The organism is Skermanella sp. TT6 (assembly GCF_016653635.2).
Classification (GTDB): domain Bacteria; phylum Pseudomonadota; class Alphaproteobacteria; order Azospirillales; family Azospirillaceae; genus Skermanella; species Skermanella cutis.
This window is the reverse complement of sequence record NZ_CP067420.1, coordinates 489,370-515,845: the sequence shown is the minus strand read 5'-3', so window position 1 is coordinate 515,845 and position 26,476 is coordinate 489,370. Positions and strand designations below refer to the sequence as shown.

Annotated in this window: 30 protein-coding genes; 11 read left to right on the top strand and 19 right to left on the bottom strand. The window is 69.7% G+C overall.

Annotation, left to right across the window (positions count from 1 at the left end):
- Positions 1 to 17: 17 nt before the first annotated feature.
- From IGS68_RS02425 to IGS68_RS02395, 7 genes are all read right to left on the bottom strand, one after another.
- Complete coding sequence (locus IGS68_RS02425; RefSeq protein ID WP_201077062.1) at positions 18 to 389, bottom strand: cupin domain-containing protein; 372 nt, start codon at positions 387 to 389, stop codon at positions 18 to 20.
- A gap of 43 nt (positions 390 to 432) precedes the next feature.
- On the bottom strand, positions 433 to 1,224 hold the full coding sequence (gene kduD / locus IGS68_RS02420; protein ID WP_201077060.1) for a 2-dehydro-3-deoxy-D-gluconate 5-dehydrogenase KduD: 792 nt from the start codon (positions 1,222 to 1,224) through the stop codon (positions 433 to 435).
- A 13-nt stretch (positions 1,225 to 1,237) separates the two neighbouring features.
- Positions 1,238 to 2,074 carry a 5-dehydro-4-deoxy-D-glucuronate isomerase gene (gene kduI / locus IGS68_RS02415; RefSeq protein WP_201077059.1) on the bottom strand — a complete coding sequence of 279 codons (837 nt, stop codon included), beginning with the start codon at positions 2,072 to 2,074 and terminating at the stop codon, positions 1,238 to 1,240.
- 208 nt (positions 2,075 to 2,282) lie between these two features.
- Positions 2,283 to 3,566, bottom strand: coding sequence for a TRAP transporter large permease (locus IGS68_RS02410; RefSeq protein WP_201077058.1), 1,284 nt, complete (start codon positions 3,564 to 3,566; stop codon positions 2,283 to 2,285).
- 13 nt (positions 3,567 to 3,579) lie between these two features.
- A complete protein-coding gene (locus tag IGS68_RS02405) occupies positions 3,580 to 4,134 on the bottom strand; it encodes a TRAP transporter small permease (protein ID WP_201077057.1) in 555 nt (184 codons plus the stop codon).
- Between the two features lie 113 nt (positions 4,135 to 4,247).
- A complete protein-coding gene (locus tag IGS68_RS02400; protein ID WP_247881137.1) occupies positions 4,248 to 5,270 on the bottom strand; it encodes a TRAP transporter substrate-binding protein in 1,023 nt (340 codons plus the stop codon).
- A 57-nt stretch (positions 5,271 to 5,327) separates the two neighbouring features.
- The gene (locus IGS68_RS02395; RefSeq protein ID WP_201077056.1) at positions 5,328 to 6,149 is read right to left on the bottom strand and encodes a GntR family transcriptional regulator; all 822 of its coding nucleotides are present in this window, start codon (positions 6,147 to 6,149) and stop codon (positions 5,328 to 5,330) included.
- Between the two features lie 557 nt (positions 6,150 to 6,706).
- Between IGS68_RS02395 and nifA the strand changes: the two genes are divergently transcribed.
- Entirely contained in the window at positions 6,707 to 8,605 is a 1,899-nt protein-coding gene (gene nifA, locus IGS68_RS02390; protein WP_201077055.1) for a nif-specific transcriptional activator NifA, read from the top strand.
- 114 nt (positions 8,606 to 8,719) lie between these two features.
- On the top strand, positions 8,720 to 10,441 hold the full coding sequence (locus tag IGS68_RS02385) for a catalase (protein WP_201077054.1): 1,722 nt from the start codon (positions 8,720 to 8,722) through the stop codon (positions 10,439 to 10,441).
- A 162-nt stretch (positions 10,442 to 10,603) separates the two neighbouring features.
- On the opposite strand, the gene IGS68_RS02380 is transcribed toward IGS68_RS02385, so the two are convergent.
- From IGS68_RS02380 to IGS68_RS02350, 7 genes are all read right to left on the bottom strand, one after another.
- The gene (locus IGS68_RS02380; protein ID WP_201077053.1) at positions 10,604 to 10,783 is read right to left on the bottom strand and encodes a hypothetical protein; all 180 of its coding nucleotides are present in this window, start codon (positions 10,781 to 10,783) and stop codon (positions 10,604 to 10,606) included.
- The gene (locus IGS68_RS02375; protein ID WP_201077051.1) at positions 10,783 to 11,229 is read right to left on the bottom strand and encodes a Fic family protein; all 447 of its coding nucleotides are present in this window, start codon (positions 11,227 to 11,229) and stop codon (positions 10,783 to 10,785) included. Before IGS68_RS02375 ends, IGS68_RS02380 begins: the two co-directional genes overlap by 1 nt.
- A gap of 248 nt (positions 11,230 to 11,477) precedes the next feature.
- On the bottom strand, positions 11,478 to 12,101 hold the full coding sequence (locus IGS68_RS02370) for a DUF1349 domain-containing protein (RefSeq protein ID WP_201077050.1): 624 nt from the start codon (positions 12,099 to 12,101) through the stop codon (positions 11,478 to 11,480).
- A gap of 24 nt (positions 12,102 to 12,125) precedes the next feature.
- On the bottom strand, positions 12,126 to 13,211 hold the full coding sequence (locus tag IGS68_RS02365) for a malate/lactate/ureidoglycolate dehydrogenase (protein ID WP_201077049.1): 1,086 nt from the start codon (positions 13,209 to 13,211) through the stop codon (positions 12,126 to 12,128).
- Positions 13,208 to 14,149 carry an endonuclease/exonuclease/phosphatase family protein gene (locus IGS68_RS02360; protein ID WP_201077048.1) on the bottom strand — a complete coding sequence of 314 codons (942 nt, stop codon included), beginning with the start codon at positions 14,147 to 14,149 and terminating at the stop codon, positions 13,208 to 13,210. The genes IGS68_RS02365 and IGS68_RS02360 overlap by 4 nt, the downstream gene beginning before the upstream one ends.
- Positions 14,150 to 14,200: 51 nt before the next feature.
- Positions 14,201 to 14,413 carry a hypothetical protein gene (locus IGS68_RS02355; RefSeq protein WP_201077047.1) on the bottom strand — a complete coding sequence of 71 codons (213 nt, stop codon included), beginning with the start codon at positions 14,411 to 14,413 and terminating at the stop codon, positions 14,201 to 14,203.
- Positions 14,414 to 14,415: 2 nt separating this feature from the next.
- Positions 14,416 to 14,607 (bottom strand): hypothetical protein, encoded by a 192-nt coding sequence (locus IGS68_RS02350; protein WP_201077046.1) that lies wholly within the window; start codon positions 14,605 to 14,607, stop codon positions 14,416 to 14,418.
- A 186-nt stretch (positions 14,608 to 14,793) separates the two neighbouring features.
- On the opposite strand from IGS68_RS02350, the gene IGS68_RS02345 reads away from it, so the two are divergent.
- On the top strand, positions 14,794 to 15,024 hold the full coding sequence (locus IGS68_RS02345) for a hypothetical protein (RefSeq protein WP_201077045.1): 231 nt from the start codon (positions 14,794 to 14,796) through the stop codon (positions 15,022 to 15,024).
- A 19-nt stretch (positions 15,025 to 15,043) separates the two neighbouring features.
- Here IGS68_RS02345 and IGS68_RS02340 read toward each other — a convergent pair whose 3' ends face one another.
- From IGS68_RS02340 to IGS68_RS02330, 3 genes are read right to left on the bottom strand one after another with little or no spacing between them, the layout of a single operon-like run.
- Complete coding sequence (locus IGS68_RS02340; protein WP_201077043.1) at positions 15,044 to 15,928, bottom strand: alpha/beta fold hydrolase; 885 nt, start codon at positions 15,926 to 15,928, stop codon at positions 15,044 to 15,046.
- Positions 15,925 to 16,227 carry a hypothetical protein gene (locus IGS68_RS02335; protein WP_201077042.1) on the bottom strand — a complete coding sequence of 101 codons (303 nt, stop codon included), beginning with the start codon at positions 16,225 to 16,227 and terminating at the stop codon, positions 15,925 to 15,927. The genes IGS68_RS02340 and IGS68_RS02335 overlap by 4 nt, the downstream gene beginning before the upstream one ends.
- A 39-nt stretch (positions 16,228 to 16,266) precedes the next feature.
- Positions 16,267 to 16,452 carry a hypothetical protein gene (locus tag IGS68_RS02330; protein ID WP_201077041.1) on the bottom strand — a complete coding sequence of 62 codons (186 nt, stop codon included), beginning with the start codon at positions 16,450 to 16,452 and terminating at the stop codon, positions 16,267 to 16,269.
- Between the two features lie 271 nt (positions 16,453 to 16,723).
- Here IGS68_RS02330 and IGS68_RS02325 point away from each other — a divergent pair, with 271 nt between their 5' ends.
- The 7 genes from IGS68_RS02325 (at position 16,724) to IGS68_RS02295 (ending at position 22,748) form a co-directional block, all read left to right on the top strand.
- The gene (locus IGS68_RS02325; protein WP_201077040.1) at positions 16,724 to 16,963 is read left to right on the top strand and encodes a hypothetical protein; all 240 of its coding nucleotides are present in this window, start codon (positions 16,724 to 16,726) and stop codon (positions 16,961 to 16,963) included.
- 112 nt (positions 16,964 to 17,075) lie between these two features.
- A complete protein-coding gene (locus IGS68_RS02320; RefSeq protein WP_247881136.1) occupies positions 17,076 to 18,155 on the top strand; it encodes an apurinic/apyrimidinic endonuclease family protein in 1,080 nt (359 codons plus the stop codon).
- The gene (locus tag IGS68_RS02315) at positions 18,152 to 19,213 is read left to right on the top strand and encodes a spore photoproduct lyase family protein (RefSeq protein ID WP_201077038.1); all 1,062 of its coding nucleotides are present in this window, start codon (positions 18,152 to 18,154) and stop codon (positions 19,211 to 19,213) included. The genes IGS68_RS02320 and IGS68_RS02315 overlap by 4 nt, the downstream gene beginning before the upstream one ends.
- Before the next feature lie 115 nt (positions 19,214 to 19,328).
- On the top strand, positions 19,329 to 20,036 hold the full coding sequence (locus IGS68_RS02310; protein ID WP_201077036.1) for a serine hydrolase domain-containing protein: 708 nt from the start codon (positions 19,329 to 19,331) through the stop codon (positions 20,034 to 20,036).
- Positions 19,988 to 20,164, top strand: a complete 177-nt coding sequence (locus IGS68_RS02305) for a hypothetical protein (RefSeq protein ID WP_201077034.1) — start codon at positions 19,988 to 19,990, stop codon at positions 20,162 to 20,164. Before IGS68_RS02310 ends, IGS68_RS02305 begins: the two co-directional genes overlap by 49 nt.
- A gap of 176 nt (positions 20,165 to 20,340) precedes the next feature.
- Positions 20,341 to 20,811 carry a rhodanese-like domain-containing protein gene (locus IGS68_RS02300; protein WP_201077032.1) on the top strand — a complete coding sequence of 157 codons (471 nt, stop codon included), beginning with the start codon at positions 20,341 to 20,343 and terminating at the stop codon, positions 20,809 to 20,811.
- An 80-nt stretch (positions 20,812 to 20,891) separates the two neighbouring features.
- Positions 20,892 to 22,748 carry a methyl-accepting chemotaxis protein gene (locus IGS68_RS02295; protein ID WP_201077030.1) on the top strand — a complete coding sequence of 619 codons (1,857 nt, stop codon included), beginning with the start codon at positions 20,892 to 20,894 and terminating at the stop codon, positions 22,746 to 22,748.
- A 39-nt stretch (positions 22,749 to 22,787) separates the two neighbouring features.
- Here the strand turns inward: IGS68_RS02295 and IGS68_RS02290 are convergent, their stop codons facing one another.
- Positions 22,788 to 24,083: a pentapeptide repeat-containing protein gene (locus IGS68_RS02290; protein ID WP_201077028.1), complete on the bottom strand. Its 1,296-nt coding sequence runs from the start codon at positions 24,081 to 24,083 to the stop codon at positions 22,788 to 22,790.
- Positions 24,084 to 24,222: 139 nt separating this feature from the next.
- On the opposite strand from IGS68_RS02290, the gene IGS68_RS02285 reads away from it, so the two are divergent.
- The gene (locus tag IGS68_RS02285; protein WP_201077026.1) at positions 24,223 to 25,500 is read left to right on the top strand and encodes a hypothetical protein; all 1,278 of its coding nucleotides are present in this window, start codon (positions 24,223 to 24,225) and stop codon (positions 25,498 to 25,500) included.
- Between the two features lie 11 nt (positions 25,501 to 25,511).
- Here the strand turns inward: IGS68_RS02285 and IGS68_RS02280 are convergent, their stop codons facing one another.
- On the bottom strand, positions 25,512 to 26,375 hold the full coding sequence (locus IGS68_RS02280) for an oxidoreductase (protein ID WP_201077024.1): 864 nt from the start codon (positions 26,373 to 26,375) through the stop codon (positions 25,512 to 25,514).
- Between the last annotated feature and the right edge of the window lie 101 nt (positions 26,376 to 26,476).

Sequence of the window (26,476 nt, the reverse complement as noted above, 5' to 3'; positions counted from 1 at the left end):
CCATGGATTTTTTCCGCTCATGCCGGCGGCAGGAAGTCCTCGCGCAGTGGGGTGAAGACGTCCAGCAGGATGCCGGGTTCGATGTTGACGGCGCCGTGCAGGGCGTCGGAGGGCACGACGAAGCTGTCGCCGGCCGACAGGCGCTCGGTGCGGCCGGCGATGGTGATGTCGAAGACGCCGCTTTCCACCAGGCTGCACTGGGTATGGGGGTGGCGGTGCGGGGTGCCGACGGCGCCGGCTTCGAAGGCGACCCGGGCCATCATGATCGTCTCGTCATAGCACAGGATCTTCCGGCGAAGCCCTTCGCCGACAGTCTCCCAGCCGATCTCGGCGTCCTTCAGGAAGACGTCGCTGCCGCGCCTCGCGTCCTGGTTCGATCCGGTTTCCATGTCCCTCGCTCCTCTCTTGTCCATCTCTTGTCCATCGCAGACCTCAGCGGACCAGCCAGCCGCCGTCCACCGGCAGCACCACGCCGTGGACATAGTCCGACGCCGGGGAGGCCAGGAAGACCGCGGCGCCGCCCAGGTCCTCCGGCTTGCCCCAGCGGCCGGCGGGGATTCGGCCCAGGATGTCGGCGCTGCGCTTGGGGTCCTCGCGGAGCGCCTGGGTGTTGTTGGTGACGAAATAGCCCGGCGCCAGCGCGTTCACGTTGATCCCGCGCGCCGCCCATTCGCAGGCCAGCAGCCGGGTCAGGCCGGCCAGCCCGCTCTTGGACGCCGTGTAGGACGGGATCCGGATGCCGCCCTGGAAGGACAGCATCGACGCGATGTTGATGATCTTGCCTGGCCGCCCGGCCTCCAGCAGCCGGCGGGCGAAGGCCTGGGACAGGAAGAAGGCGGACTTCAGGTTGACGTCCATGACGGCGTCCCAGTCCTCCTCGGTGAACTCGATCGCGTCGGCCCGGCGGATGATCCCGGCATTGTTGACCAGGATGTCGGCCCGGCCGCTCCAGCCCACGGTCCGCTCCACGATGCCGGCCAGCGGCTCGGTGGAGCCCAGGTCGGCCCGGATCTCCAGGAACGGCGCTCCGGTCCCGGCGACCAGGCCGGCCGTCTCGTCCATGGACGAGCGGCCGACCGCGGCGATGCCGGCGCCGGCCCGGGCCAGCGCCACCGCGATCCCCTGGCCGATGCCGGTGTTCGCCCCGGTCACGATCGCCGTCAGCCCGGCAAGGTCGAACGGGGTTCCGGGCGAAGTTCCGGGCGAAGTCCCCAAGGATGTCATGGCGTCCCCTCCCTCAGCGCAGCTCGGTCATGGGCACCATGTCCATGTCGGTGAAGTCCTGGTTGTCGCCGGCCATGGCCCAGATGAAGGTGTAGTTGCTGGTGCCGACGCCGCTGTGGATCGACCAGCCCGGCGACAGCACGGCCTGCTCGTTGGCGATCACCATGTGCCGGGTCTCGGTCGGCTCGCCCATGAAGTGGAAGACGCGCCCGTCCTGCGGCAGGTCGAAGTACAGATAGACCTCGGACCGCCGGTCGTGGGTGTGGCACGGCATGGTGTTCCACATGTTGTTCGGCTTCAGCACCGTCATGCCCAGCACCAGCTGGCAGGACCGGCAGACCTCGGGGTGGATCATCTGGTAGATGGTCCGGTCGTTGGACTGGGCGATGTCGCCCAGGGTCACCTTGCGAGCCTGCTCCAGCGAGATCTTCATGGTCTCGTGCCGGGCGTGGGCCGGCGCGCTGACCAGGTAGAACTTGGCGGGGTTGGCGGCGTCGGCGCTCTCGAACCGCACGTCCGCGCTGCCCATGGCGACGTAGAGCCCGTCGCGCGGGGCCAGATCGAAGGCGGTGCCGTCCACCACGACCCGCCCGGCGCCGCCCACGTTGACGACGCCCAGCTCGCGGCGCTTCAGGAAGGTGTCGGAGCCGATCTCCTTGGAGGACTCCAGCGTCAGCGGGCCGGCCACCGGGGTGGCGCCGCCGACCACCAGCCGGTCGATGTGGCTGTAGGTCAGGGCGATCTCGTCGGCCTCGAACAGCGACGGGATCAGGAACTGCCCGCGCAGCGTCTCGGTGTCGAAGGTGCGGACGGCATCCGGGTGGGATACCTGCCTGACGGAAATCTTCATCGGGTTTCTTCCTGTGTGTTGGAGTGGCGGCACGCGATGGACCGATCTTCCCGGTCCGTCACTGCCGGGCTTGACCCGGCAATCTCCACGTGAACCGCATCGGCGCTTCCTGCCGGGAGATACGCGGGTCAAGCCCGCGTATGACGTATGAGAGGCGGAAGATCGGAGATCGTGGCTGGCCGGAAAGTTGATTGGCGGAGACGGCGGCTCAGTTCGCGAACATCTTCGGCAGGAAGAGCGAGATCGCGGGGATGTAGGTCACCAGGATCAGCGTTACGATGCAGGCGATGTAGAACGGCCAGATCGTCCGGACCGCCTGCATGATCGGGATCTTGCCCACGGCGCAGCCGACGAACAGCACCGATCCGACCGGCGGGGTGCACAGCCCGATTCCCAGGTTCAGCACCAGGATCACGCCGAAATGGACCGGGTCCATGCCGAACGCGGTGACCACCGGCAGGAAGATCGGCGTGGTGATGATGATCAGCGGCGACATGTCCATGAAGCAGCCGAGGAACAGCAGCACCACGTTGAGCAGCAGGAAGATCACCAGCGGGTTGTCGCTGAGCGACTGCATGAACTCGACCGTCGCGGCCGGCACCTGGAGCAGCGCCAGCAGCCAGCCGAACGAGGCCGCGGCCCCGATCACCAGCAGCACCATGGCCGTGGTCCGCGCCGCCGCCAGGGTCGCCGTGACGAAATCGGCCCAGCTCAGGCTGCGATAGACCAGCAGGGTGATCAGCAGCGCGTAGACCACCGCGATCATCGAGCTTTCGGTCGCCGTGAAGACGCCGGACCGCACGCCGCCGACGATCACCAGGATCAGCAGCAGCCCCGGCACCGCGTTCAGGAAGATCGACATCAGCGCGGGGAATCCCGGGAACACCTCGGCCGGATATCCCCGCCTGCGGGCCACGACATAGGCCGCGACCATGAGCAGCACCGCCAGCAGCAGCCCCGGCAGGATGCCGGCCGTGAACAGGTCGGCGATCGAGATCATGCCGCCGGCCGAGATCGAGTAGATGATCATGTTGTGGCTGGGCGGGATCATCAGGGCGATGATCGCGGACGTCACGGTGATGTTGACCGAATAGTCCACGGCGTAGCCGCGGGCCTTCATCTGCGGGATCATCAGCCCGCCGACCGCCGAGGCATCGGCCACCGCCGACCCCGACACGCCGCCGAAGAAGGTGCTGGACATCACGTTGACCAGCCCCAGGCCGCCGCGCAGGTGGCCGATCACGCCGGCCGCCAGCCGCACCAGCTTCTCCGCGATGGCGCCGCGCACCATCAGCTCGCCGGCGAAGATGAAGAACGGGATCGCCATCAGGGCGAAGGCGCTCATGCCCGACGCCATGCGCTGGAACACGATCAGCGGCGGCAGGCCCATATGGACGATGGTCGCGAAGCTGGCGATGGCGAGCACGAAGGCGATCGGCACGCCCAGCACCAGCAGCACCGCGAAGGTGCCGAACAGGATGGTGAGTTCCATGGTGGCGGTTTCCTCAGTCGGCCGTCGGCATCGCGGCGCCCGGCGCGTGCGCCTGGGCATGGGATTCGGCGCCGGTGGCGGAGGTCCGCTCGACCAGCAGGATCAGCGAGCGCTCGATCGAGAACAGCACGATCAGGGTGCCGGACACGACCAGCGCCAGGTAGTTCATGCCTTCGGGAATGCCGAGCACGGGGACGGTGGCGCTCCAGGTGCCCAGCACCAGCTCCAGCCCGTACCAGGCCATGGCGCCGCCGAACAGGCCGACGGTGACGTAGCTGAACAGGTCCATGGCGACCCGCACCGGCTCCGGCACCGTGTCGCGGATCAGGTCGAGCCCGAGATGGAAACGCTCGCGCACGCCGACGGCGGCGACCAGCAGGATGAACCAGAGCATCAGGAACAGCGACACCGGCTCGGTCCAGCTCGGGGTATCGCCGACCACGAAGCGGCCCCAGACCTGCCACGCGATGGCGGCGGTCATGGCGACCAGGCCGAACCCGCCGGCCCACAGGGCGAGGCGGGTCAGCACGTCGAGCAGGCGGGAGTACGCGGCAAGCGCGGGTTTCATGCGAACCTCCGCAGGAGCCGCCCTGCCGGACCCGGTCGGGTCGGCACGGCGGCTCGGCATGGCGGGAGAGGGGGACCGTGCCTCGGGGCGCGGCCCCGCTGGGCGGTGGCGGCTTACTTGACCGCGCGGATGCGCTCGACCAGGTCCTTCAGCTTGGCGTCGGTGATGTGCTTGGCGTAGACCGGCTCCACCGCCTTCTCGAAGACGGCCTTGTCGACCTCATTGGCCTGCACGCCGGCGGCCAGCACCTCGGCCTCGGCGGTCTTCTCGCGGGCCTGCCACAGCTCGCGCATCCTGGCGACCGACTCCTTCGCGGCCCGGCGGATCAGCGCCTGGTCCTCGGGGGTCTGCTTGTCGAACACCCGCTTGGACATCACCAGCACTTCCGGCGACATGGAATGCTGGGACAGCGAGTAGAACCTGGCCTGCTCGAAGTGGCGCTGGCTCTGGTACGTCGGCCAGTTGTTCTCGGCGCCGTCGACCACGCCGGTCTGAATCGCGCTGTAGACCTCGCCCGACGGCATCGGGGTGGCGCTGCCGCCCAGGGCCTTGATGGTGTCGATGAAGACCTCGGACTGGATCACGCGGATCTTCAGGCCCTTCATGTCGTCCAGCGTCCTGATCGGGCGCTTGCTGTTGTAGAAGCTGCGGGCGCCGCTGTCGTAGAAGGCGAGGCCGACCAGCCCCTGGGAGTCGAAGGTCTTCAGGATCTCGTCGCCGATCGGGCCGTCCACCACGGCGTGCATGTGGTCGACCGAGCGGAACAGGAACGGCATCGACGGGACGCGGGTCTCCGGGATCAGGCCGTTCAGCGGCGCCAGGTTGATCCGGTTCATGTCGATCACGCCGAACTGGGTCTGCTGGATCGTGTCCTTCTCGTCGCCCAGCTGGGCCGAGCTGAACATCTTGATGCCGAGCCGGCCGTCGGTCTCCCGCGCCAGGATCTCGCCCATGTACTTGACCGCCTCGACGGTCGGGTAGCCGTCGGGATGGATGTCGGCGGACCGGAAGGTGACCTGCTGGGCCTGGGCGCCGCCGGCCGGAACCGCGACCGCGGCCAGGGCCACGAGGGCCGCGGAGGCCATCAGCTTCAGGGCCCGGCTCCGCAAGGTCCGGCGCGTCATCGTCGTTCTCATTGTCGTTTCCTCGATTGATTGCTTCTGTCTTCTGGTGCCGGCCCGGCTTCCGCCGCGTCAGCCGCCCGCCCCCTCCGGCCTGTCGGAGAAGAAGAAGGGGTTGTTCTCCCGGATGTCGCCGATGCTCGCGCGCAGGCTGTCCAGGTGCGCCGCCATCGTCTCGGCCGCGCGGGCCGGGTCGTGGGCCTCGATCGCGTCGACGATGGCGGTATGCTCGGCGATCACCGACCGGATGCGGCCGGGAACGGGAAGGGTCAGCAGCCGATACCGGTCCACCTGGACCTTGACCTGCCGGGTCAGGGTCCAGAAGCCGGGGCAGCCGGCGGTGTCGGCGATCAGCGCGTGGAACGCCTCGTCGGCCTCGTGGAAGCCCCCGGCGTCGGCGCCCTCGCTCATCTCCCGCTGGTATTCCAGGTTGGCGCGGAGCCGGGCCACCTGGGACCGCGTCGCCTGGGCGGCGGCGTAGCGGACGGCGGCCTCCTCCAGCGCCTTGCGGATCAGGATGGCTTCCGGCAGCTCGGCGACCGGGATGCGCGACACGAAGGAGCCGGACTGGGGGAAGATGTCCACCAGCCCCTCGTCCGCCAGGCGCAGCAGCGCCTCGCGCACCGGCGTGCGGCTGACTCCGTGGTCCTGGGCGATCCGCTTCTCGACGATCGGCTCGCCGGGCTTGCGGCGCATCGACACGATCTCCGCCCGCAGCTCGCGGTGAATGGCGGCGGAGACGGTGGAACCCCGCAGCGCCGCGCCGGGCAGCGCCGTCTTGGGAGCGGTCCGGCGCATCGGCGCCGTCCGGGTGCGCGGCTTCGGGGAGGCAGCATGCGCTTCGGCGGTCCCTTCGGCGGTCTTGCCGCCGGTCTCGTCGATTCCTGAAGTCATCCGCCGCGTTTCCTCCGGCTGCCGTCGTTCCCCGTGGGGCGGGCTGCTCTGATGCCGGAAATGATATACTAATATATCAGTTCGCGGCAAGGGCCTTCCGCCGCTCCATCCGGACACGCCCGAACGTGACAGGGCAGTCTGTAATCCGCTCGGCGAATCGTCCTAGTCTGCATCTATCGAAAGGAGTATATAGGGGTCTTGCGGCAAAACCGCCCGATCGGGGGCGGACAGGTTCGAGGTTCGGAAGATGACGCTTGCGCGGGGCTCGATTATTTTTGACACTTCGCACTGCGGCAAAGACCCGATCCAAGGGCGAAGGGGCATGGCACGCCCCTGCAGGCGCGAAGGGATCCAGCCTTCGTCATGCCGCTCAGTGAAGCATGAAGCCGCCGTTCCCGCCACAACCGCCCGGCCGGCCCGCGTCAGCGGGCGGCGCACAAGGGCAAGGGGCCGGCGCACCGGGAAGGGTCTGAGGTGATACTGGGGTTGAACCCGCCATCATCGGTGGCGGGATGACTTGATCTGTCCCTGATTGCCTTGAGGAAGGGGTTCTGCCCATGGCCGGAGCGACACGCCACAACCAATCGAGCGTTGAACTCTTCGCTATCTATGAAGTCAGCAAGATCCTGAGTTCCTCACTCGACCTGCAGCAGACGCTGCGCGAGGTTCTGAGGCTGCTGTCGTACCATCTGCAAATGCAGCGCGGGCGCATCTGCCTGCTGACCGACGACAGCACGCTCCGTCTGATCGCGGCGCTCGGCATGTCCCAGGAGGAGATGGAGCGCGGCCAGTACCGCGCCGGCGAGGGCATCGTCGGGCGGATCGTCAAGACCGGCATGCCGGCCGTCGTGCCGAACCTGGCCGACGAGCCGCTGTTCCTCAACCGCACCGGCGGGCGCAACGACATCGCCGAGGTGGTCATCAGTCTGGTCGGCGTGCCGATCAAGGCCGCCGGCGAATGCATCGGCGTGCTGACCATCGACCGGATCAGCGACGAGGGCTACGCCGGCAACTTCGACAGCGACGTCCGCCTGCTGACCATGGTCGCCAACCTGATCGGCCAGACCGTGCGCCTGCACCGCACCGTCGCCGAGGAGCGGCGCTTCATGATGCGGGAGAAGTTCCGCCTCCAGAAGGAAGTGTCCAAGGTCGACTACCAGGTCGACAACGTGGTGTGCAGCAGCAAGCGCATGCAGGAGGTGCTGGCCCAGGTCCACCGGGTCGCGCCGTTCCGCTCCACCGTGCTGATCCGCGGCGAGAGCGGCACCGGCAAGGAGCTGATCGCCCGGGCGATCCACATGCTCAGCTCGCGCAAGGAACAGCCCTTCATCCGGATCAACTGCGCGGCGCTGCCGGAAAGCCTGCTGGAATCCGAGCTGTTCGGCCATGAGCGCGGCGCCTTCACCGGCGCCAACCGCGACCACAAGGGCCGGTTCGAGCTGGCGACCGGCGGCACCCTGTTCCTGGACGAGATCGGCGACATCTCGCCCTCCTTCCAGGCCAAGCTGCTGCGCGTGCTGCAGGAGCAGGAGTTCGAGCGGGTCGGCGGCACCCGGACCATCAAGACCGACGTGCGGATCATCACCGCGACCAACGTCAACCTGGAGGAGGCGGTCGCCCAGGGCCGGTTCCGCGCCGACCTCTATTACCGCATCAACGTGGTGACCATCTTCCTGCCGCCGCTGCGCGAGCGCAGCGACGACATCCCGCTGCTGGCCAACCATTTCGTCCAGAAGTTCAACCGCGAGAACCAGTTGAACGTGGCGCTCCACGACGACGCCCTCGACGTCCTTAAGAAATGCCCCTGGCCCGGCAACGTGCGCGAGCTGGAGAACTGCATCGAGCGGGCGGCGACCCTGTGCCGCGACGGGGTGATCTGGGACCTGGACCTGTCCTGCCAGATGAACCTCTGCTACTCCTCGACCCTGTGGCATCACCGCACGGTCACCCCGACCGCCGGCGCGTCCGTCCCCGGCATCCCCGGCTACGCGGCACCGCCCGGCATGCCGATGCCGGCGCTGCCCCAGGCCGCCCCGGCGCGGGCCGGCTGCAGCACCGGCGGCGTGCCGGGCTGTTCGGCCGCCACCGGCGGGTCCTGCGCCGCCGCTCCCGCGGCACTGCCGCCCAACGCCGTCCCGGCCGGCAACCCCGTGCCGCCGGCCCAGCCGATGCGGCCCCAGCATCCGCAGCCGCCGGCCGGCGGCGCGCCCGCCTATTCCGACGCGACCCCGTCCGCCGACGCCCTGAACGAGGCCGCGGTCGGCGAGCTTCTCGGCATGCGGATCGGCAACGGCGGCCCCGACGAACCGGAATTCACCACCCCGCGCGACCGCCTGCTGTGGGCCATGGAGCGCACCGGCTGGGTCCAGGCCAAGGCCGGCCGGCTGCTCGGCCTGACCACGCGGCAGGTCAGCTACGCCCTGCGGAAGTACAACATCGAAATAAAACGATTCTAAGAAAACCGACCTTGGCGTGTAACCTTCATGCGGCCATATGGTTAATGCGGTGGGCCCCTCAGCCTTCTGGGCAGGCGGTCCGCCGCTAAAACCAAGCAGCTTGGGGAAAACGCCATGACTGATCAAAGACAGGGGCATCCGTCGGTGGCACCATCGGACGGCATCCTGACCACCCGGCAGGGCCATCCGATCGCCAACAACCAGTCGACCCGCACCGTCGGCGCCCGTGGTCCGGCGACGCTGGAGAACTATCAGTTCCTGGAAAAGATCACCCATTTCGACCGCGAGCGCATCCCGGAGCGGGTCGTGCATGCCCGCGGCTTCGTGTGCTACGGCGAGCTCGAGGTTACCGGCAAGATCGGCGACGAGCCCGCGTCCAAGTACACCCGCGCCAAGCTTTTCCAGGAAGCCGGCAAGAAGACGCCGCTGGCGATCCGCTTCTCCACCGTGATCGGCGGCCGGGACTCCTCCGAGACCGCCCGCGACCCGCGCGGCTTCGCGGTCAAGTTCTATACCGAGGACGGTAACTGGGACCTGGTCGGCAACAACCTGGCCGTGTTCTTCATCCGCGACGCCATCAAGTTCCCCGACGTCATCCACTCGCTGAAGCCCGACCCGGTCACGTTCCGCCAGGAGCCCAACCGGATCTTCGACTTCATGAGCCAGACGCCCGAATCCATGCATATGCTGACGCACCTGTTCAGCCCGCGCGGCATTCCGGCCAACTACCGGCACATGGAAGGCTTCGGCGTCAACACCTACAAGATGGTCAACGCCCAGGGCGAGACCGTCCTGGTCAAATATCACTTCCACCCGCGCCAGGGCGTCGCCAGCCTGACGGCGGAGGAAGCGGCCAAGGTCCAGGGCCAGGAACTGGGCTCCGCCACCAAGGACCTGTTCGAGGCGATCGAGCGCGGCGACTATCCGAAGTGGGACATGTTCGTCCAGATCATGGAAGACCATGACCATCCCGAACTGGATTGGGACCCGCTGGACGACACCAAGATCTGGCCGGAGAAGGACTTCCCGCTGCGCCATGTCGGCGTCATGACGCTGAACCGCAACGTCCAGGACTTCTTCAACGAGAACGAGCAGATCGCCATGGGCACCGGCGTGCTGGTGGACGGTCTCGACTTCTCGGACGACAAGATGCTGGTCGGCCGGACCTTCTCCTATTCCGACACCCAGCGTTACCGCGTCGGCACCAACTATCTGCAGCTGCCGGTCAATTCGCCCAAGAACGCGAAGGTGGCGACCAACCTGTCGGGCGGGCAGATGTCGTTCTACCGCGACCTGGCGCCGGGGCAGAACCCGCACGTCAATTTCGAGCCGTCGATCCACAACGGCCTGAAGGAGACCGCGGAGGAGCAGCCCAACAACCCGCCGGAGATCCGCGGCCCGCTGACCCGCGCCGTGCTGGAGCGCCGCAACGACTATGTCCAGGCGCGCGGCCGGTTCAACACCATGATGGACTGGGAACGCGACGACCTGATCCTGAACATGGGCACGCTGCTGGGCCAGTGCGAGCGGGACGTCCAGGAACGGATGATCTGGCACTTCTTCCTGGTCCATGACGACTATGGCCGCCGCGTCGGCGAAGTGCTCGGCATCACCGCCGACGACGTCCGCAACCTGCCGCCGCTGCCCAAGCAGGTGCTGACCGACGAGGACAAGCGCCGGCTCCAGAACCTGGGCAACAACGGCGACAAGATCGACCCCAACGTGTGGGGCCAGTGGACCAGCTCCGTGAAGAACCGCAAGGCCACGGCCGAGGAGGTCCTGAGCGGGATGAAGGGTTCGTCGCAGGGAATGCGGCACGACCAGGCCGCCGAATAGGCTGGCGGACCAGCTTCGGCCCCTCCCCCCGGCGACGGGGGGAGGGGCTTTTTCTTGGGCAGGCGGACAGGAACCGGGATATCGGGGCCAGACCACCATTTCCCAGAAGCGCCTTGAAACCACGACCTTTACGGGGAAATGGTGGTCTGGCCCCGATATCCCCTATTCGCCCTCGACCGGCGGCGATCCGGCGGCCTGCACGATCCGCTCCAGATCGTCGATCTCCGCCTCGGTGAGTTCCGGAAACAGCCTGGTCCGCTTCTCCTTGCCGATGCGGCCGTTTTCCAGGATCAACCGGACCAGGAGGGCGGCCTTCCGGTTCGGCATGTCGATGCGGTCCATCACCGCCGCACCGTGTCGATGACGCAACCGTACAGGTACTCGACCTGGGGCGTGGCATCGAAGTAGCGGTAGAGATGGCCGGTGCGGTTCCTGACGGTGATGGCCGGCCCCTCCTCCGATCCGCCGGCCTGCCAGGCCCAGTCCAGGTATGGCGCGATCGCGCGGGAAAAGCGTTCCAGGGCCGCGTCGTAGGCCCCCTGGCTCCGCGCGATCGACGCCGAGACCGGGAACAGGATGCCGGGCGGAGTGAAGCCGGTCCGGTCCAGCGTGTGGTGGATGAGATAGCGGTGGATGCGCCCGTTCCCGTCCCCGAAGGGATGGATGAACACGAAGGCGAAGGCGATCAGCGCCGCCGCCAGCACGGGATCGATTTCGGAACCTTCCAGCCGGCCGACAAGCCCCATCAACCCGTTGTAGCGCTCGCCGTCGAGCAAGATGTCCGGCATGTCGGGCTCCCGGGAACCGCAAAAAACCTTCACGGCCGGCCGCGGAAATCTTCACGATCCCACGGAAAAGTTCAAGATTCGAGCGGAGACCGCGAAATCTTTCAAGCGGGGTTGGCGGGAACCGAGGAAGACGGTCTTCTCCTCGGCAAGCCTATCGTTCAAGCCCTTCCCGCCGGTCTGCACGGAGAGCGCGGATCGACCTGCTTGGTCCTCCCGTCCCGGCGCTCTCCGTCGAACATCTCACGGCATCAAGTCGCGGATGGAAGAACGCCGCCGGTGCCGCTGCCGTCCGCGGCGATGGCCAGCCGCCGGAAGGTCGCCCGGAAGCCGGCGCCGCGGGGCGAGCAGGCGTAGAGCCCGGCCGCGACCGGCCGGGAGCCGTCGTCCTCCGTCAGGCGGCAGATGCGCAGCTGGGTCCAGGCGCCGGCGACCAGGGCGTGGACGGTGTAGTCGCCCGACGCCCGCGCGACCCGCAGGGCGATCCCGTCGCCCTCGAAGTCCTGGGTCGACCAGTCGGACCAGCCCTGGTTGGTCACGACGACGCCCAGCCTGGACGGTCCGTCCGGCTCGTGCTCCACCGAGGTCTTGAGCCAGCAGCCGGGCGACAGCCGGACCATCAGCCCCGCCTGGTCGTACTGGTGGACCGGCCGGAAGGCGACTTCCGTCTCCAGCGTGAAGTCGCCGCTGACCGGAGCGAGCAGGCGCGGCCCCCGGTCCACCCGGAAGCCGTAATGGGTGCCCTGCCAGAAATCCGTGTCCGCGGCGGGAGCGACGACCAGCCCGTCCGGCGTCAGCCGCCAGTCCTCCGGCTCGTCGGTCCAGGTCAGCGGCGGCGCCAGACCGGGGCCGGCGAAGCGTTCGTCGATCAGCATGGGGGTCTTCCTTTCCGCCGGAGGTCAGGAAAGCCCCGCGAGCCGCTCGATGTCCGGGCGCTTCAGCCCGAGCTGGGCGGCGGCGTCGAGGATCTCGCCCCAGGTGGTCGCGTCTATGGGAATGCCCTCGGCGCCGCGGCGGCGGCGGGAATCCTGCTCCGGCTCGCCGGCGATCCTGATGCGGTCCACGCCCCGGGCGACCGGGGATTCCTTGACCCACTTGACGAACTCGGCGGTCTCGGACGAGAGGTTGGCCGCGGTGCCCAGGCGGTTCGGGTCGATGATGATCGACAGCATGTTGTTGATGATGGCCCGGCTCGACGGCTTGTGATGCAGCGTGCCGCCGCCGGTCAGCGCCCCGCCCAGCAGTTCGCAGACGACGGCCAGGCCGAAGCCCTTGTGCTCGCCGAAGGGCAGGATCGCGCCGTGGGGCTCGGCGAACAGCTCGTTGGGGTCGGTGGTCGGCTCGCCCCGGTGGTCCAGCAGGGTCTCCGGCTTGACCTGCTCGCCCTTGTTCATGGCCACGCGCACCTTGCCCATGGCGATCCGGCTGGTCGCGAAGTCCAGCAGCACCGGCTCCCGGCCCGGCAGCGGGATGCCGACGCAGAACGGGTTGGTGACGAAGCGGGCGTCGCGCCCGCCGAACGGCGCCACCACCGGCTCGCTGATCACGTTGACATAGTGCATCGACACGTAGCCGGCCCGGATGCACTGCTCGGCCCAGTGGCCGATGCGGCCGATATGGTGGCTGTTGGACAGCCCGACCACGGCCACGCCGTGCCGGGCGGCCCGCTCGATCCCCTGCTCCATGGCCTCGTAGGCCATGACCTGGCCGAAGCCGGCCTTGCCGTCCAGGGTCAGCAGCGCGCCGGCGTCGGTGACCGGGGCGACGTGCTGGTTGACCTTGAGGTCGCCGGCCAGGAATACCTCCACATAGCGCGGCAGCATGCCCACGCCGTGGGAGTCGTGGCCGGTCAGGTTGGCCTCGACCAGATGGTCGGCCACCAGTTCGGCCTCGCGCGGGCTCGATCCCGCGGCGGTCACGATCTCGCGCATCACCGCCTTCAGCGGCTCCGCCGCTATGGTCACGTAGGTCATGGTCGTGCTCATGGTCGTTCCTCCTCAGATGCGCCCGATACACCCGTCGCACCCGGCAAGGCCAGCCGGAAATCGGCGGCGACCGGGTAATGGTCGCTGGCGACGTCGGCTTCCGGCCCGCGCACGACCCAGCCCTTGTCCACGGCGATGCCGCCGTTGACCAGGATGAAATCGATCCGCATGGCGCTGGAGACGTCCGTGCTCAGCATGGGTGTCGGGATGGTGTAGCCGCGTTCCGCGGCCTTCAGGGCGTCGCGCAGGCCGAAGCGGGGCGCCACGTCGCGGAACAGCACGCGGCCCGCCTCGACGAAGCGCTCGACCTCGCGGCGCGCCACGTCGGGCGCCCGGAAACGCTCGAAGCCCCGCGCCAGGGCCGCCGCGTCGGGCGCGTCCTCCGGGCTGACGGCGTTCATGTCGCCCGCGAGCAGCAGGGGACCGGGCAGCAGCGGCAGGAACCCGGCATAGTCCTCCAGCCGCTTGCGCGGGCGGCGCTGCGGGTGGGGATGGTACGTGGCGACCCAGGCCTCCCCCTCGGGCAGGCCCAGCCTCACGGCCAGCAGGCCCCGGTCCTGGTTGGCGCCGGCGCGGTGGATGGTGGTGGAGACGGTATCGGCGATCGGGTGCCGGCTCAGGATGGCGTTCCCCCAGGAACCGTCGTAGAGGCGGCTGGCGGCGTGGGGAAAGCCGAACAGGGCGGCATAGTCCTCCCGCTGGCCGGACGCCTCCTCGCAGTACAACGCCTCGTTGAGCACGAGGATGTCGGGCTTCAGCCGGGCGACCAGGGCCACGGCGGCGCGCCGCCGGCTCTCGTCGGGCACGCGGCGCTCCGCCCCGTCGGCGCGCGGCCGGAACATCCCTTCCAGGATGTTCCAGGCCATCAGCCGGCGGAGCGGCCCGGCGTTTCCGGTTTCGGGGCCGGCGGGTCCCGTTTCAGGATCGGGCGGTGTCAATTCCTCCATCTCCCGACCATGACAGGACTGGCCGGCCCCGGGAAGTTCGGATCAGGACTTCGTCGCGGGGTCGTGGGTGTGGTGCCGGTCCCGCTCGCCCCCGCCCGTGCCGACCCGGCTGCGGTTGGAATTGGTGGACTGGCCGGGTTCCGGCTGCGAGCCGGCCGGCTGGTTCTTCGGATCGTCCACCGGCTTGTCGGCGTTCTGCTGGCTCGACCCGGGACCGCCGTGGTGGCGGTCGGTGTCCGCTGTGTTCCTCGACATCGTCACCGATCCTGCTGGTAGCCCTGATGGGTGGTGTTCTGCTTGGTGTTGCCCTGGCGGTCCTGTTCGCGGAGGTTCGCCGGCGCCCCGCCCGTGCCTTTCGTGTCGGCGACGGAGTTGCCTTCGTGGGCGGATCCGCCCGGACCCTTGTCGCTGCGGCCGGCGGGAGGTACCGGAGGTGGTTGGTTTGACATGTCGGTCACCGCTCCGTTGAGTGGAAGGTCCTGCGAAAACAGGCGCGGGAGCGGACGGTTCCGAACCGGGATCGGCAGGCGCCTCTTCTTCCCGGGGCGGGCGGCCGGGAACAAACGCGGCCGCGGCTGTTGAGAGGATGCCCGAAAGGGCGCATCCCATTCCTTCCATCCTCGGGAAACCCATCGATGGCCAACGTGATCGAGATCCGGAACGGAACCGTCGTCAACAACGGGGATCCGGACGACGCCTATCTTCCCGTCAGCACGCCGATCAGCCGGCCCGACGGGCACTATGTCGCGATCGGCATGGACGTGGAGGGGCCGTTCAGCGCGGAGGAGGCGCGCGACCGGCTCGGCCACCTGAAGAAGGCGACCCGCAGGGAGCTGGAGGACGACGACCGCCGCGACCAGACCTGACGGCGATCCGGGACGGCGGTCAGGCCGGCGGCCGGGTCAGGAAGTCGATCAGCAGCCGGTTGACGCGCTCCGGCTCCTCGTGCTGGACCCAATGGGTCGCCTCGGGGATGTGGAACACCTCGCACCGGCCGCACAGGGACGCGCCGGCCTCGGCCAGGCCCGGATCCAGGGCGGCGTCGCGATCGCCCCAGATCACGCGCATCGGGACTCCGATCGGCTCCGGCGCGGGCGAGGGAGACCGGCGCCGGAGGGCGCGGTACCAGTTCAGCATGGCGGTCGCAGCGCCCGGCTGCTCCCAGGCGTCGCGGTAGAGCGCCCAGTCCTCCGCCGTGAAGGTGCCGGGCCGGGCGGTCTTCTCCATCAGCCGGCGCATCCCGGCGAACCCGCGGGCGCGGAGCAGCTTTTCCGGCAGCCACGGCAGCTGGAAGAACCCGACATACCAGCTTTTCAGGCCCTGGGACGGGTGGCCCAGCATATGCCGGCGCACCGTCGCCAGGTGCGGCCCGTTGAGCACCGCCGCCCGCTCGATCCGGTCCGGGAACCGTTCGGCGAGATGCCAGGCCAGGATGGCGCCCCAGTCGTGGCCGACCACCGCGAACCGGCCGATCCCGAGCGCGTCGGCCAGCCCGACCACGTCGCCGGCCAGGATATCGAGCGTGTAGTCGCCGATCCGGCCCGGCTTGCCGGACCGGCCGTAGCCGCGCTGGTCCGGAACCACGACCCGCAGCCCGGCGGCGGCCAAAGGACCCGTCTGGCGGCGCCAGGCAAGCCGGGATTCCGGGAAACCGTGCAGCAGGATCACGGGCGGGCCGTCGGCCGGCCCCTCCTCCACGACCTGAAGCTCGACGCCGCCGACCGGAACGCGCCGGTCGCGGAGCGGCATCACCGCCGGATCGTCCCTCACGGCGTGTCGTCCAGGAGCCAGCCGACGGCTTCGCGCGCGATGTCCGGGGGAACGGCGTGGCCGCCGTCCAACTCGCGGTAGAGGACCTCGAATCCGGCGCCGTGGAGCAGCACCAGGAGCGGCGCCGGCCGGTCGGGACGGTATCCGGGAGGGACGGAGATCAGGCCGGCCCGCTCGGTGCCGGCGCTCAGCGTCCGGATGCTCGGCGGCGTCTCCGGCCTGTCGCCGTCCGTTCCGGGACGCGCCGTCAGCCGTCCCCGCCCTGCGGGCGCGTCCTGATGGATGTTCCGGCGGCCCATGGCCGTCCTCCTGTCCGACGGTCTCCGTCCGATGGCGTCTCAGCCCGAGGCATTCCCTCGGTCGCGGTCGGCCGCCGACGCCCTGGCGGCCTCCTCCGGATCGGTCACCTGCCCCATGGCGACGGCTTTCTCGGCGGCCTTCGTCTTCTCCGCGTCCGCCCCCTTCTCCTGCGGGGCGGGCTCGGTCGTGATCTTGCCAAGATGATCGATGCTGCGGTCCGGCATGGGAAGTCTCCCGATTGGGGTTGGGTTCCCATCAACATGCGAACCCGCACGATGTCGCGCCCGCGGCGAGGGTTCGGCCGAGCTTTTTCCTTCGGCCTCCCGCGCCCGTTGCCCAGGCGGATCGCCGAGCGCCTGGCCCGGAGCCGCGGCACTCGGCCCCAGGAGGCGCCGGCGGAGCGAGCCCCGATTGCATCGCCGGCGTTTGCCGCTATGGTGGCCCCCGGATCGATTCTGGTTGCCCGGCGGGGCGGCCCTCAGGGAAGGGGAAGCGATGGGACGGGACTGGCCGAGGGAATGGCAGAAGGCGGCCACGGCGGAACAGCGCGCCCGCAACGTCTTCCTCCAGGCGCAGGAACGCGCGCTCCACATGGCCCGGTTCGAGGAGGGCGAGAGGGCCGCGGTCCTCGGCGCCGCCGACGGGGCCTACCGCGACTGGACGGCGGCACGGGCCGCCCTGGACGCCTTCGTGGCGGACTGGCGCCAGTCGGTCCGGGAGGCCGCCGCCGGCTGAGCCGGGCCGGGCACCGGTCGGGGACCGTCGCGCGAAACATGCGTCCCGCCGGTGGCCGGGCGCCGCGCAGGGTACATATGTATGCACCTGCGCTGCCCCTGGAGACCGGTACTTGACCCATCCCTCACCAATTCAGCCTCTGGCCCCGCCCCTGCCCCGTTTCGGCTGGTGCTGCCAGTACATCCCGCCCGACGGCGACGCCGAGACCGCCAAGCGGATGAATCCCGGCACCATCACCGTGGCGACGCTGAGCAGGCTGGAACCCGCCCGTGCTGCGGAGAAGCTGGAGCAGGTGCTGCGCCGGAACCTGCAGTCGCTGCACCTGCAGCTGGCCGAGGTGGCGCGCCACCCCGCCTACCGCCGGCTGCTGCGCGTCAACAGCGGCCTGCTGCCGGTCTATACCCACGCCATCGGGCTGCCGCTCTACCGGGAGCCCGCCATCCGCGCGCTGGTCGAGAGCGCGCTGGACCATGCCGGCCGCAAGGCGCGCGAGGCCGGCATCCGCATCGGCCTGCACCCCGACCAGTTCTGCGTGCTGAACAGCGCCAACCCGGCGACGCTGAAGAACTCGGTGGACGAGCTGGAATACCACGCCGACATCCTGCGGATGATGGGGCTGACCGGCGGCTGGCACCCGCAGGGCGCCCATGTCAACATCCATGGCGGGGGCCGCGCCGAGGGGATCGCGGGGTTCCGTCGCGGCTTGGCCCTGCTGTCGGAGGACGCCCGCGGCCTGGTGACGGTCGAGAACGACGAGATGTCGTACGGGCTGGACGACCTGCTGCCGCTGGCCGACGCGGTGCCGATCATCCTCGACCTGCATCACCACTGGGTCAAGTCGGGGGGCGAGTATATCCGGGCGGACGATCCCCGGATCGAGACGGTGCGCGGGTCCTGGCGCGGGGTGCGCCCGATAGCCCATGTCAGCGTCTCGCGCGAGGACCTGCTGGACGGCTGGCCGGCGGACGAGCTGCCCGATTACGCCGTGCTGAGCGCCCGCGGCCTGAAGGCCCGGGACCTGCGGGCCCATTCCCAGCGCATGTGGAACCACGCGGTCAACCGGCTGGTGTCGGAACACCTGGCCTGGGCCGATTTCGAGGTGGAGGCCAAGGCCAAGAACCTGGCCGTGGACGACCTGGAACGCGACGCCCTGCGCCTGGGCGCGGTCCCGGCGGGAGTCCCGGCGCAGTGACCGTCCCGCCGCTGGACGTCGCCCGCATCCTGGTGGAGCCGGCCGCCGCGGCGCACCCGCGCGGCCGGCAGATCCTGGAGCGGTTCCCCGGCGCCGAACGGGTCGAGGTCGCCTCCCACTGGAACATCCCGGACCTGCACGGCGACAGCGACAAGATCGAGGAGTGGGTCCGCACCAAGCGCAGCGTGCTGGTCCTGGGCGTCAAGAAATCGCTGTCGGTGCGGCCCAACGGGCGGAGCGGCGACTTCATCGCGCCGTCGCATTCCAACGGCTGCGCGATGGCCTGCGTCTACTGCTACGTCTCGCGCCGCAAGGGCTACGCCAACCCGATCACGACCTTCGTCAACATCGAGGGGATATGCGCCACCATCGAGCGCCACGCCGCCCGGACCGGCCCCAAGACGCAGCCGAACCAGGTGGACGGGCAAGCCTGGGTCTACGACGTGGGGGAGAACGGCGACTGCTCGGTCGATGCGCTGATCTGCGACAACCTGCGCGACCTGACCGCCCTGTTCCGCCGGCTGCCCGACGCCAAGGGCAGCTTCGCGACCAAATACGTGAACCGGGACCTGCTGTCCTACGACCCCGGCGGCGGCATGCGCATCCGCTTCAGCCTGATGCCCGCCGAGCTGGCGCGCACGCTCGACGTGCGGACCTCCCCCATCCCGGAGCGCATCGCCGCGATCGACGATTTCGTCCGGGCCGGCTGGGAGGTCCACCTGAACTTCAGCCCGGTGGTCGTTTATGAAGGCTGGACCGCCGACTATACCGAGCTGTTCCGGCAGGTCGACGCGGCGCTGTCGGACCGGGCGAAGGCGCAGCTCGCGGCCGAGGTGATCTTCCTGACCCACAATGAGGGCCTGCACGAGGTCAACCTGCGCTGGCATCCCAAGGCCGAGGAGACGCTGTGGACGCCGCGCTGGCAGGAGAGCAAGGTCTCCGAGAACGGCGCCGTCAACGTCCGCTACCGGGCGCCGCTGAAGGGCAAGATGATCGCCGTCTTCCGCGAGATGCTCGCCCGGGAGATGCCCTACTGCCGCATCCGCTACATTTTCTGAGGAAATTTCCGCGGGAACACCTCCCGGTGCGAATATCCCGGGCATAAAACCGCAACCACGCGGAGATATACCAGCCGACGCGATAACCGCCCAGTCCCAAGACGGAGAGCGTTGGATGCTGAGAGAACTTCTGGTTTCCGCCATACTGCTCGGTTCGGCCATCGCCGCCCCGGCCCTCGCGGAGGGCCCCGGCTCCGATTCCAAGCACCAGTCCCGGAGCTTCCCGGCCGCCCGGCTCCATCAGGTCGACCGCGCCCTGGAGGAAGCCGTCGCGAAGGGACTGCTGCCCGGCGCGGTGGTCCTGATCGCCTGGGACGGCGAGATCGTGCACCACGAGGCGGTGGGCACGCTGGACGCCGCCGCGGCCGCCATGCCGAAGGACGCGATCTTCCGCATCGGCTCCATGACGAAGCCGGTGGTGACCGCCGCCGCCATGGTCATGGTCGAGCAGGGGCGGCTCGGCCTCCATGAGCCGGTGACCCGCTATGTTCCGGAGTTCGCCGGCCTGCGGGTCCAGACCAGGAGCACGGACGCCGCGGGGAACGCTATCCTCGGCACCGCGCCGCCGGCGCGGCCGATCTCGATCCACGACCTGATGCGGCACACCTCGGGATTCACCTACAGCTTCACCGGCCCGGCGACGGACCCGATCCGCAAGGCCTACCTGGACCAGGGGATCGAGCAGATCGAGGCCGACCTGCCCGCCGACGAGATGGTCCGCCGCCTCGCCGGTACGGCTTCGGCCTGGGCTTCGCGGTCCGCGCGCAGGACGGCGTGTCCCCCGCCCCGGGCAGCAAGGGCGACGCCACCTGGTTCGGCGTGACCGGAACGACCTTCGTGATCGACCCGCGGGAGAAGCTGGTGGCGATCCTGATGGCGCAGGCTCCGTCGGGGCGCGGCCAGATGCGCCCCCTGTTCAGGAACCTGGTCTACGGGGCCATGGCCGAGTGATCCGCAGGAGGAACACGCGGCGGCATATCCAGGGATGGCTATTTTGCCGCATGCCGCCGCCCCCCTTCCGCAAGAATTGACTCGAAATATCCATCGGCGCGCGGCAAGACTTTTGGACAGAAAAACAAGCGTACCGGAACCTCTGGCGAAGTTTCCGAAGTCAAAAGGATAGTAAGATGTCTTATAAAAGACGCGCGCCGATCGCCCCCTTCACCTTAACGACGATCCTGGCGGCCCTGTTCCTGGCCGCCGTTTCCTTTCTCGCCCCGGCTCCCTCGGCCCTGGCCGACGAGGCGCCGCCCCGGGTCGAGGGGGCCAGGACCGTCGATGCCGACGGGGTCCTGGCCCTGATCGAAAGCACGCCGACCCTGGTGCTGTTCGACAACCGGAGGGAGGCGGATTTCCGAGAAGGCCATATCGAAGGGGCGATCCGGCTGATCGACGACGACATGACCGGCCCCGAGGTGCTGGCGAAGCTCGGCGCGGCTCCGGCGACGCCGGTCCTGTTCTACTGCAACGGTCCGAAATGCGCCCGCGCGTACAACGCCGCCCGGCTGGCGGTCGGCTGGGGATACACGGCGGTGCATTATTATTACGCCGGCATGGGCGAATGGAAAGCCAAGGGGCTGCCCCTGGCCAAGCCCTGACGGGATCGGCGCCAGGGGCGTCGGGAGCCCGCCCCTGGCGCCCCTGGCACCCACGCGAAAGCCGGTTCGGGAGGACCGAGATGGTCGAGAAGAAGACTGCCTTGAAAAGCGGCAACCGGCTGCTGCTGACCATCCTCGGCGCCGCCGTCGCCGTCATCCTGGTCACCAGCGCCGGCATCGGCAGGTACATGAGCGGCAGCTACGAGCGCCTCGCCTTCGCGTTCATGGACGGCCAGAGCCAGCAGGCGATGGACGTTGCGGTGACCGACATGCTGTGGCGCGGCCATGCCGCCACGGTGGCCGGCGTGGCGGCGGAGATCGCGACCGAGATGCGCTCCGCCGTCCAGGCCCGCGACGCGGCGGCGCTGAAGGCCACCGCCATGGCCGCTCCCCGGCGCGGAGTGGTGACGGACGGCACGGTGGCGCTGCTCGGCGTCGGCGTGCTCGATCCCGGCCTGAAGCCGCTGGCGGAGGAGTGGACGGACAGGCCGCGCCCGCTGCCCGCGGACCTGCTCGGCCGGCTGGGCGCGCGCCAGGGCCCGGAACGCCTCCAGACCCTGAGCCATGTCTGGCTGGACGGCGACCGACCGCTGCTGTCGGTGGTCGTGCCGGCCGGCGGGCTGCGGCTGACCGGCTATGTCCTGCTCCATGTCGATCCCCTGCCCCGCCTGGAGTCGCTCGACCTGAGGCTCGGCATGGCGATCGCGGTGACCGCGCCGGGGTCGGGCCGGCCGCTGCTGCGGCTCGATGCGTTCCGGATACCCGACGGGGCCGTGACGCGGCCCGTGGCGCTGTGGCTTCACGCCCCGGGAGGCGAGCGCATCGCGGCGGTCGAGGCCGTCACCGACACCACCGACCTGAGCCGGGCGCTGGACGACACGGTGCTGACCTCCGCGCTGGTCTTCCTCGCCGTCGGGGGCGGCCTGTCCCTCGCGGTCCTGGTCGCCGCCTGGCGGTTCCTGGTGCGCGTGGAGCGGGCCGACGCCCGCATCGGCGCCGAGCTGGACGCCGCCCGCGAGACGGAGGCGCGCCGCCACGCGGAGGAGGAGGCGCGGCACCGCCGGGCCGAGGCGGAGTCCCAGGCCGAGCGGCGTCGCCTGCTGAACGAGCTTGCCGACGGCTTCGAGGCGACGATCCGGCAGGTCGCCGAGAGCGTCTCTTCGGCCGCGACGCAGGTCCATGCCAATGCCCGGAGCCTGGCAGCCACCGCGGAGGAGGCAAGCCGCCAGACCGACACCGTGGCACAGGCTTCCGGCCGGGCCTCGGCCAACGTCGCGGCGGTCGCCTCCTCCACCGAGGAGCTGACCTCGTCGATCGCCGAGATCGACCGCCAGACCGGCAACGCCCGGGAGATCGCCGGCCGGGCGGTCGAGGAGGCGGCGCGCACGGACGGCACCGTCCAGGGGCTCGCGGCGGCGGCCGACCGGATCGGCGACATCGTCAGGATGATCCAGGACATCGCCGGACAGACCAACCTGCTGGCGCTGAACGCGACGATCGAGGCCGCACGGGCCGGCGATGCCGGCAAGGGCTTCGCCATCGTCGCCTCGGAGGTCAAGAACCTCGCCACCCAGACCGGCAAGGCGACGGAGGAGATCGCGGCGCAGATCGCGCATATCCAGGCGACGACGGGCGAGGCGGTCGGGGCGATCCGAAGCATCACCGCCACCATCGCGCAGGTCAGCGAGATCACCCTGGCGGTCGCCGGCGCCGTCGGCCGGCAGAGCGCCGCCACCGCCGAGATCGCCCGCAACGTCGACCAGGCATCGTCCGGGACCCACGAGGTCTGCGAGGGCATCTCCGGCGTGACCGAAGCCGCGCGGGAAACCGGCCGCACGGCCGGCCAGATGCTCGACGCCGCCCTGGACCTGTCCCGCCAGTCCGAAACGCTGCGCGGCCGGGTCGATGTCTTCATCGGCGAAGTCCGCTCGGCCTGAGGGCGCGATCCGCGGACTGGAGCCCCCCGCCCGGCGCCGTCAGTCGTCGTCGGCCAAGGCGGGCAGGACGGCGCCGTCCAGCTTCGCCCCGTCCAGCACGGTCCCGGTCAGGTTGGCGTCGATCAGGACCGCGTCGGTCAGGTCGGCGCCGCCGAGGTCGGCGAAGGCGAGGTTGACGTCCCGCAGGTTGGCGCCGACGAGGCTGGCGCCGACCAGCCTGGCCCCGGTCAGGTTGACCGGCCATCGCCGCCCGGGAGCACGGCCGACGCCGCTCTTGATGTCGACCGACCCCAGCTTGGCGCCGTCCAGCCGCGCGCCGCTGAGGTCGCTGCCCCGCAGGTTGGTGCCGTCCAGGGTCGCGCCGGTGAAGTCCGCGTCGCGCAGGACGGCGTCGGACAGGTCCGACATGACGACCAGGGCTTCCCGCAGCGTGGCGCCGGACAGGTCGATCCCGCGGAGGTTGGCCCCGCTGAGATTCACCCGCGTCAGGTCGATATGGGAAAGATCCTGGCCGGCGAGGTCGGCGCGGGCCCCTTTCGAGCCGCCGCTCCTGACCCAGGCATGGTGGCTTTCCAGGCTCTGCCGGATCGTCCGGGGGAACTGGTCGGCGTTCCTCCGGATGTTGGCGCCGGCGCAGTCGACGCCGGTCAGGTCGACGCCGTCCAGCGTCGCCCCCATCAGGTCCGCGTTCCGCAGGTTGGCGCCCAGCAGGATCGCGCCGGTCAGGTTCGCGTCCTTCAAGGATGCGCCGGACAGGTTGGCCCCGCTCAGGTTGGCGCCCTTGAGGTCGGTCGAGCCGAGATCCGCGTCCCGCAGGCTGGCTCCGGAAAGATTGACCCCGGCCATCAAGGCGCCCGTGCAGTCGGCCCCGTTGAGCTTCGCCTCCGACATGTCGGCTCCCGACAGGTTGGCGCGGGCCAGCAGGCCGTCGTCGAAATCGGCGCCGTGCAGGTCCGACCGCTGGACGGTCAGGGTGCTGTCGCCCCGGTGGTCGAGCAGCGCGCCGCCCCTGAGGTCCGCGTCGCGAAGATTGGCGCCGCGCAGCCGCGCGCCGCGGAGATGGGCGCCCCGCAGGTCGGCGCGCTGCAGGTTGGCGCCGGTCAGGTCAGCCGCCTTCAGGTCGGCGGCGAACAGGTCGGCTTCCGACAGGTCGCTCCGCTTGAGGTCGCAGCCGGCCAGGATCGCGCCGGACAGCTTGACCCGCTGGAGGTTGGCGCCGGCGAGATACATCCCCCGGAGATCGGCCATGACAAGGCAGGCCCGGGCACCGCCGGCGCACCGGGAGAGCCAGCGGTCGTGCCGGTCGATGATGGCCAGCAGCTCGTGCGGGGTCATCACGCCTCCTGCGTTCTAAGATTGCATCGATTTCTAAGTGCAACAAAAAGTTTAAGATTTCGGTGTAGTCCGATGGGGTTCGACGGCGGACGCGATCCTGGAACGCGGGAGGCCAGCGGATCGGATGGAGCGGGCGGAGATGATCAGGGGGCGGATTTTCCACTACGAGATCCTGGTTTCGCGCGAGGGCCGCTGGATCATCCAGGGCGTGGTCCGCGAGACCGGTTCGGGAACCGCCGAGGCCGAGGCGACCGAGGCGGCGCGCCTGCTGCTCGCGAGCGGGGACTGCGAGGAAGCCAAGGTCGTCCGCATCCGCGGCATGATCACCGGCTACTCGACCAAGGCGGAGATCTTCCACGAGGCCAGGCCGCCGGTCCGGGAGAAGTCGATCACCGTGAAGGGCAAGGTCGAGCGGGCCGGCCCCTGCTCGACGGTGACCGACATCCGCGGCCTGGAGAGCCGGATGATCCTGGGCCGCCTGTTCAGGATGTTCCTGGACAAGCACCGGATCACCGCGACGGAACTGCTGCACAACTGGACCTACCTGCGGAAGCTCCAGGACACCGGAACCCTGGTCAACACGGCCACCCACCAGATCGCCGCCGTCCAGGCCAGGGAGTTGGGCGTGCCCGCCCGGGAGCGGGTCCGGGCGCTGGAGACGCTGATCGGCGAGGGCCTGTCGCAGGCGCGGGACCTGGCGGGCGAGAAGCGCCGCCTGCCGCGCTTCGACCCCCAGGCCCTGGACCATTTCAGCCGGCGCGTCAGGGCGCGGGAAGGTCCGGAGCGCCACGACTTCGTGTTCACCGCCCTGCTGTGCGACCACCTCCTGGGGTTCCCGTCGATCGGCGGGAAGCTGGAGGCGGTGGTCGGCCTGATGGCCGACGACCTGGACCCCCACCTGTCCGGATTGCTGGAGGGTGTCGCGGCCGACGCGCTGGGCAGCGCCGACATCGTCAAGGAACTGCTCGGCCCCCAGCGCCATCTCGCGGCGTCCCTGTGCCGGCTGGCCGACCTGCTGCACGGCCGGCTGGACCTCGCCGCCGCCGGCACCAACCCCCTGCTGGCCCGGCTGGGCGGGCTGATCGGGGACGGCAGGGCGCCGTCATGCCGCGCGGTGCTGCTGGAGCGGCTTCTGGCGGAGCTGGGACGGAACCACCCGCTGGACCACAAGGAACCGGATGCCGAGGGCCCCCTGCTGGAGGAGGTGATCCACCGCCTGCGCCGGGACGGCACCGACGACATTCTGGGCGGCGGCTTGGCGGAAAAGGCCGTGTCGACCCGGCTGCTGCGCCACCGCCAGGCGATCCTGCGCCGGGGCGGCATGATCGAGGCGGCGGACGCCCTGGCCCGGACCTGGAACCCGGACATCCGCCTGCTGGGCCGGCGCCCGCGGGAGGGTGCCGACGTCAATCGCTGATCGCGCCGGAATCATCCCGAATCCGCGTCACTCCTTGGAAAATCGGCGCCGAGGCTGGTTTCCTTCCAGGCGTCGATCTCCTCGATCACGCCGGCCAGCTTGCCGCGCACGGCCTCCACGCCGAAGGCGCCGAGGACGAGGTGGCGCGGCGGGTTCGCAGATTCCACGGCCTTGATGATGGCGGCGCAGGCGCGCACCGGGTCGCCGGGCTGCTTGCCGCTGATGCCGGCGGTCGCCTGCATGCGCGCCGCGGCCGTCTCGGCATAGTCGGCGATCCGGCTCGGCGTCTGCTTCAGGGAACGTCCCGCCCAGTCGGTGCGGAAGGGGCCGGGCTCGACGCACAGCACCTTGATGCCCAGCGGTTCCACCTCCCGGGCGAGGGAGTCGGCGAGCCCCTCGACCGCGTGCTTGGTCGCCGCGTAGTAGCCGGAGCCGGGGAACCCGACGAAGCCGGCGACCGAGGAGAGATTGACGACGTGCCCTTTCCCGCGGGCGCGCATGCCCGGCAGCACCGCGCGGATCATGGCCGCCAGCCCGAACACGTTGGCCTCGAACATGGCGCGGATCTCGGCGTCGTCGCCTTCCTCGACCGGGGCCTGGTAGCCGTAGCCGGCATTGTTCACCAGCACGTCGATGGCGCCGAAGCGGTCCTCCGCCGCCTTGACCGACGCCGCGACCTGGCCGGCGTCGGTCACGTCCAGCGACAGCGCCAGCGCGCGGTTTTCGTGGCCCCGGGTCAGGTCCTGGACGCGGCCGGCGTCGCGGGCCGTCACCACGGCACGCCATCCGCGGTCGAGCACCATCCTGGCGAGTTCCCTGCCGAAGCCGGTGGAGCAGCCGGTGATAAACCAGACTGGGGAGCTGGGGGACGTCATGCGTGTCTTCCTTCTTGCAGGATTGTTTTGTTCCAAACCAACAGGCCGGCGCGCCGGAGGGTTGCGCCGCCCTACCCGGCGGCGCAGATCATGACGGCGGT

Excerpts from the sequence above, each read along its gene's own strand:
- IGS68_RS02425 (WP_201077062.1), bottom strand. The coding sequence starts at position 389 with ATGGAAACCGGATCGAACCAGGACGCGAGGCGCGGCAGCGACGTCTTC.
- kduD (WP_201077060.1), bottom strand. The coding sequence starts at position 1,224 with ATGACATCCTTGGGGACTTCGCCCGGAACTTCGCCCGGAACCCCGTTC.
- kduI (WP_201077059.1), bottom strand. The coding sequence starts at position 2,074 with ATGAAGATTTCCGTCAGGCAGGTATCCCACCCGGATGCCGTCCGCACC.
- IGS68_RS02410 (WP_201077058.1), bottom strand. The coding sequence starts at position 3,566 with ATGGAACTCACCATCCTGTTCGGCACCTTCGCGGTGCTGCTGGTGCTG.
- IGS68_RS02405 (WP_201077057.1), bottom strand. The coding sequence starts at position 4,134 with ATGAAACCCGCGCTTGCCGCGTACTCCCGCCTGCTCGACGTGCTGACC.
- IGS68_RS02400 (WP_247881137.1), bottom strand. The coding sequence starts at position 5,270 with ATGAGAACGACGATGACGCGCCGGACCTTGCGGAGCCGGGCCCTGAAG.
- IGS68_RS02395 (WP_201077056.1), bottom strand. The coding sequence starts at position 6,149 with ATGACTTCAGGAATCGACGAGACCGGCGGCAAGACCGCCGAAGGGACC.
- nifA (WP_201077055.1), top strand. The coding sequence starts at position 6,707 with ATGGCCGGAGCGACACGCCACAACCAATCGAGCGTTGAACTCTTCGCT.
- IGS68_RS02385 (WP_201077054.1), top strand. The coding sequence starts at position 8,720 with ATGACTGATCAAAGACAGGGGCATCCGTCGGTGGCACCATCGGACGGC.
- IGS68_RS02380 (WP_201077053.1), bottom strand. The coding sequence starts at position 10,783 with ATGGACCGCATCGACATGCCGAACCGGAAGGCCGCCCTCCTGGTCCGG.
- IGS68_RS02375 (WP_201077051.1), bottom strand. The coding sequence starts at position 11,229 with ATGCCGGACATCTTGCTCGACGGCGAGCGCTACAACGGGTTGATGGGG.
- IGS68_RS02370 (WP_201077050.1), bottom strand. The coding sequence starts at position 12,101 with ATGCTGATCGACGAACGCTTCGCCGGCCCCGGTCTGGCGCCGCCGCTG.
- IGS68_RS02365 (WP_201077049.1), bottom strand. The coding sequence starts at position 13,211 with ATGAGCACGACCATGACCTACGTGACCATAGCGGCGGAGCCGCTGAAG.
- IGS68_RS02355 (WP_201077047.1), bottom strand. The coding sequence starts at position 14,413 with ATGTCGAGGAACACAGCGGACACCGACCGCCACCACGGCGGTCCCGGG.
- IGS68_RS02350 (WP_201077046.1), bottom strand. The coding sequence starts at position 14,607 with ATGTCAAACCAACCACCTCCGGTACCTCCCGCCGGCCGCAGCGACAAG.
- IGS68_RS02345 (WP_201077045.1), top strand. The coding sequence starts at position 14,794 with ATGGCCAACGTGATCGAGATCCGGAACGGAACCGTCGTCAACAACGGG.
- IGS68_RS02335 (WP_201077042.1), bottom strand. The coding sequence starts at position 16,227 with ATGGGCCGCCGGAACATCCATCAGGACGCGCCCGCAGGGCGGGGACGG.
- IGS68_RS02330 (WP_201077041.1), bottom strand. The coding sequence starts at position 16,452 with ATGCCGGACCGCAGCATCGATCATCTTGGCAAGATCACGACCGAGCCC.
- IGS68_RS02325 (WP_201077040.1), top strand. The coding sequence starts at position 16,724 with ATGGGACGGGACTGGCCGAGGGAATGGCAGAAGGCGGCCACGGCGGAA.
- IGS68_RS02310 (WP_201077036.1), top strand. The coding sequence starts at position 19,329 with ATGCTGAGAGAACTTCTGGTTTCCGCCATACTGCTCGGTTCGGCCATC.
- IGS68_RS02300 (WP_201077032.1), top strand. The coding sequence starts at position 20,341 with ATGTCTTATAAAAGACGCGCGCCGATCGCCCCCTTCACCTTAACGACG.
- IGS68_RS02295 (WP_201077030.1), top strand. The coding sequence starts at position 20,892 with ATGGTCGAGAAGAAGACTGCCTTGAAAAGCGGCAACCGGCTGCTGCTG.
- IGS68_RS02290 (WP_201077028.1), bottom strand. The coding sequence starts at position 24,083 with ATGACCCCGCACGAGCTGCTGGCCATCATCGACCGGCACGACCGCTGG.
- IGS68_RS02285 (WP_201077026.1), top strand. The coding sequence starts at position 24,223 with ATGATCAGGGGGCGGATTTTCCACTACGAGATCCTGGTTTCGCGCGAG.
- IGS68_RS02280 (WP_201077024.1), bottom strand. The coding sequence starts at position 26,375 with ATGACGTCCCCCAGCTCCCCAGTCTGGTTTATCACCGGCTGCTCCACC.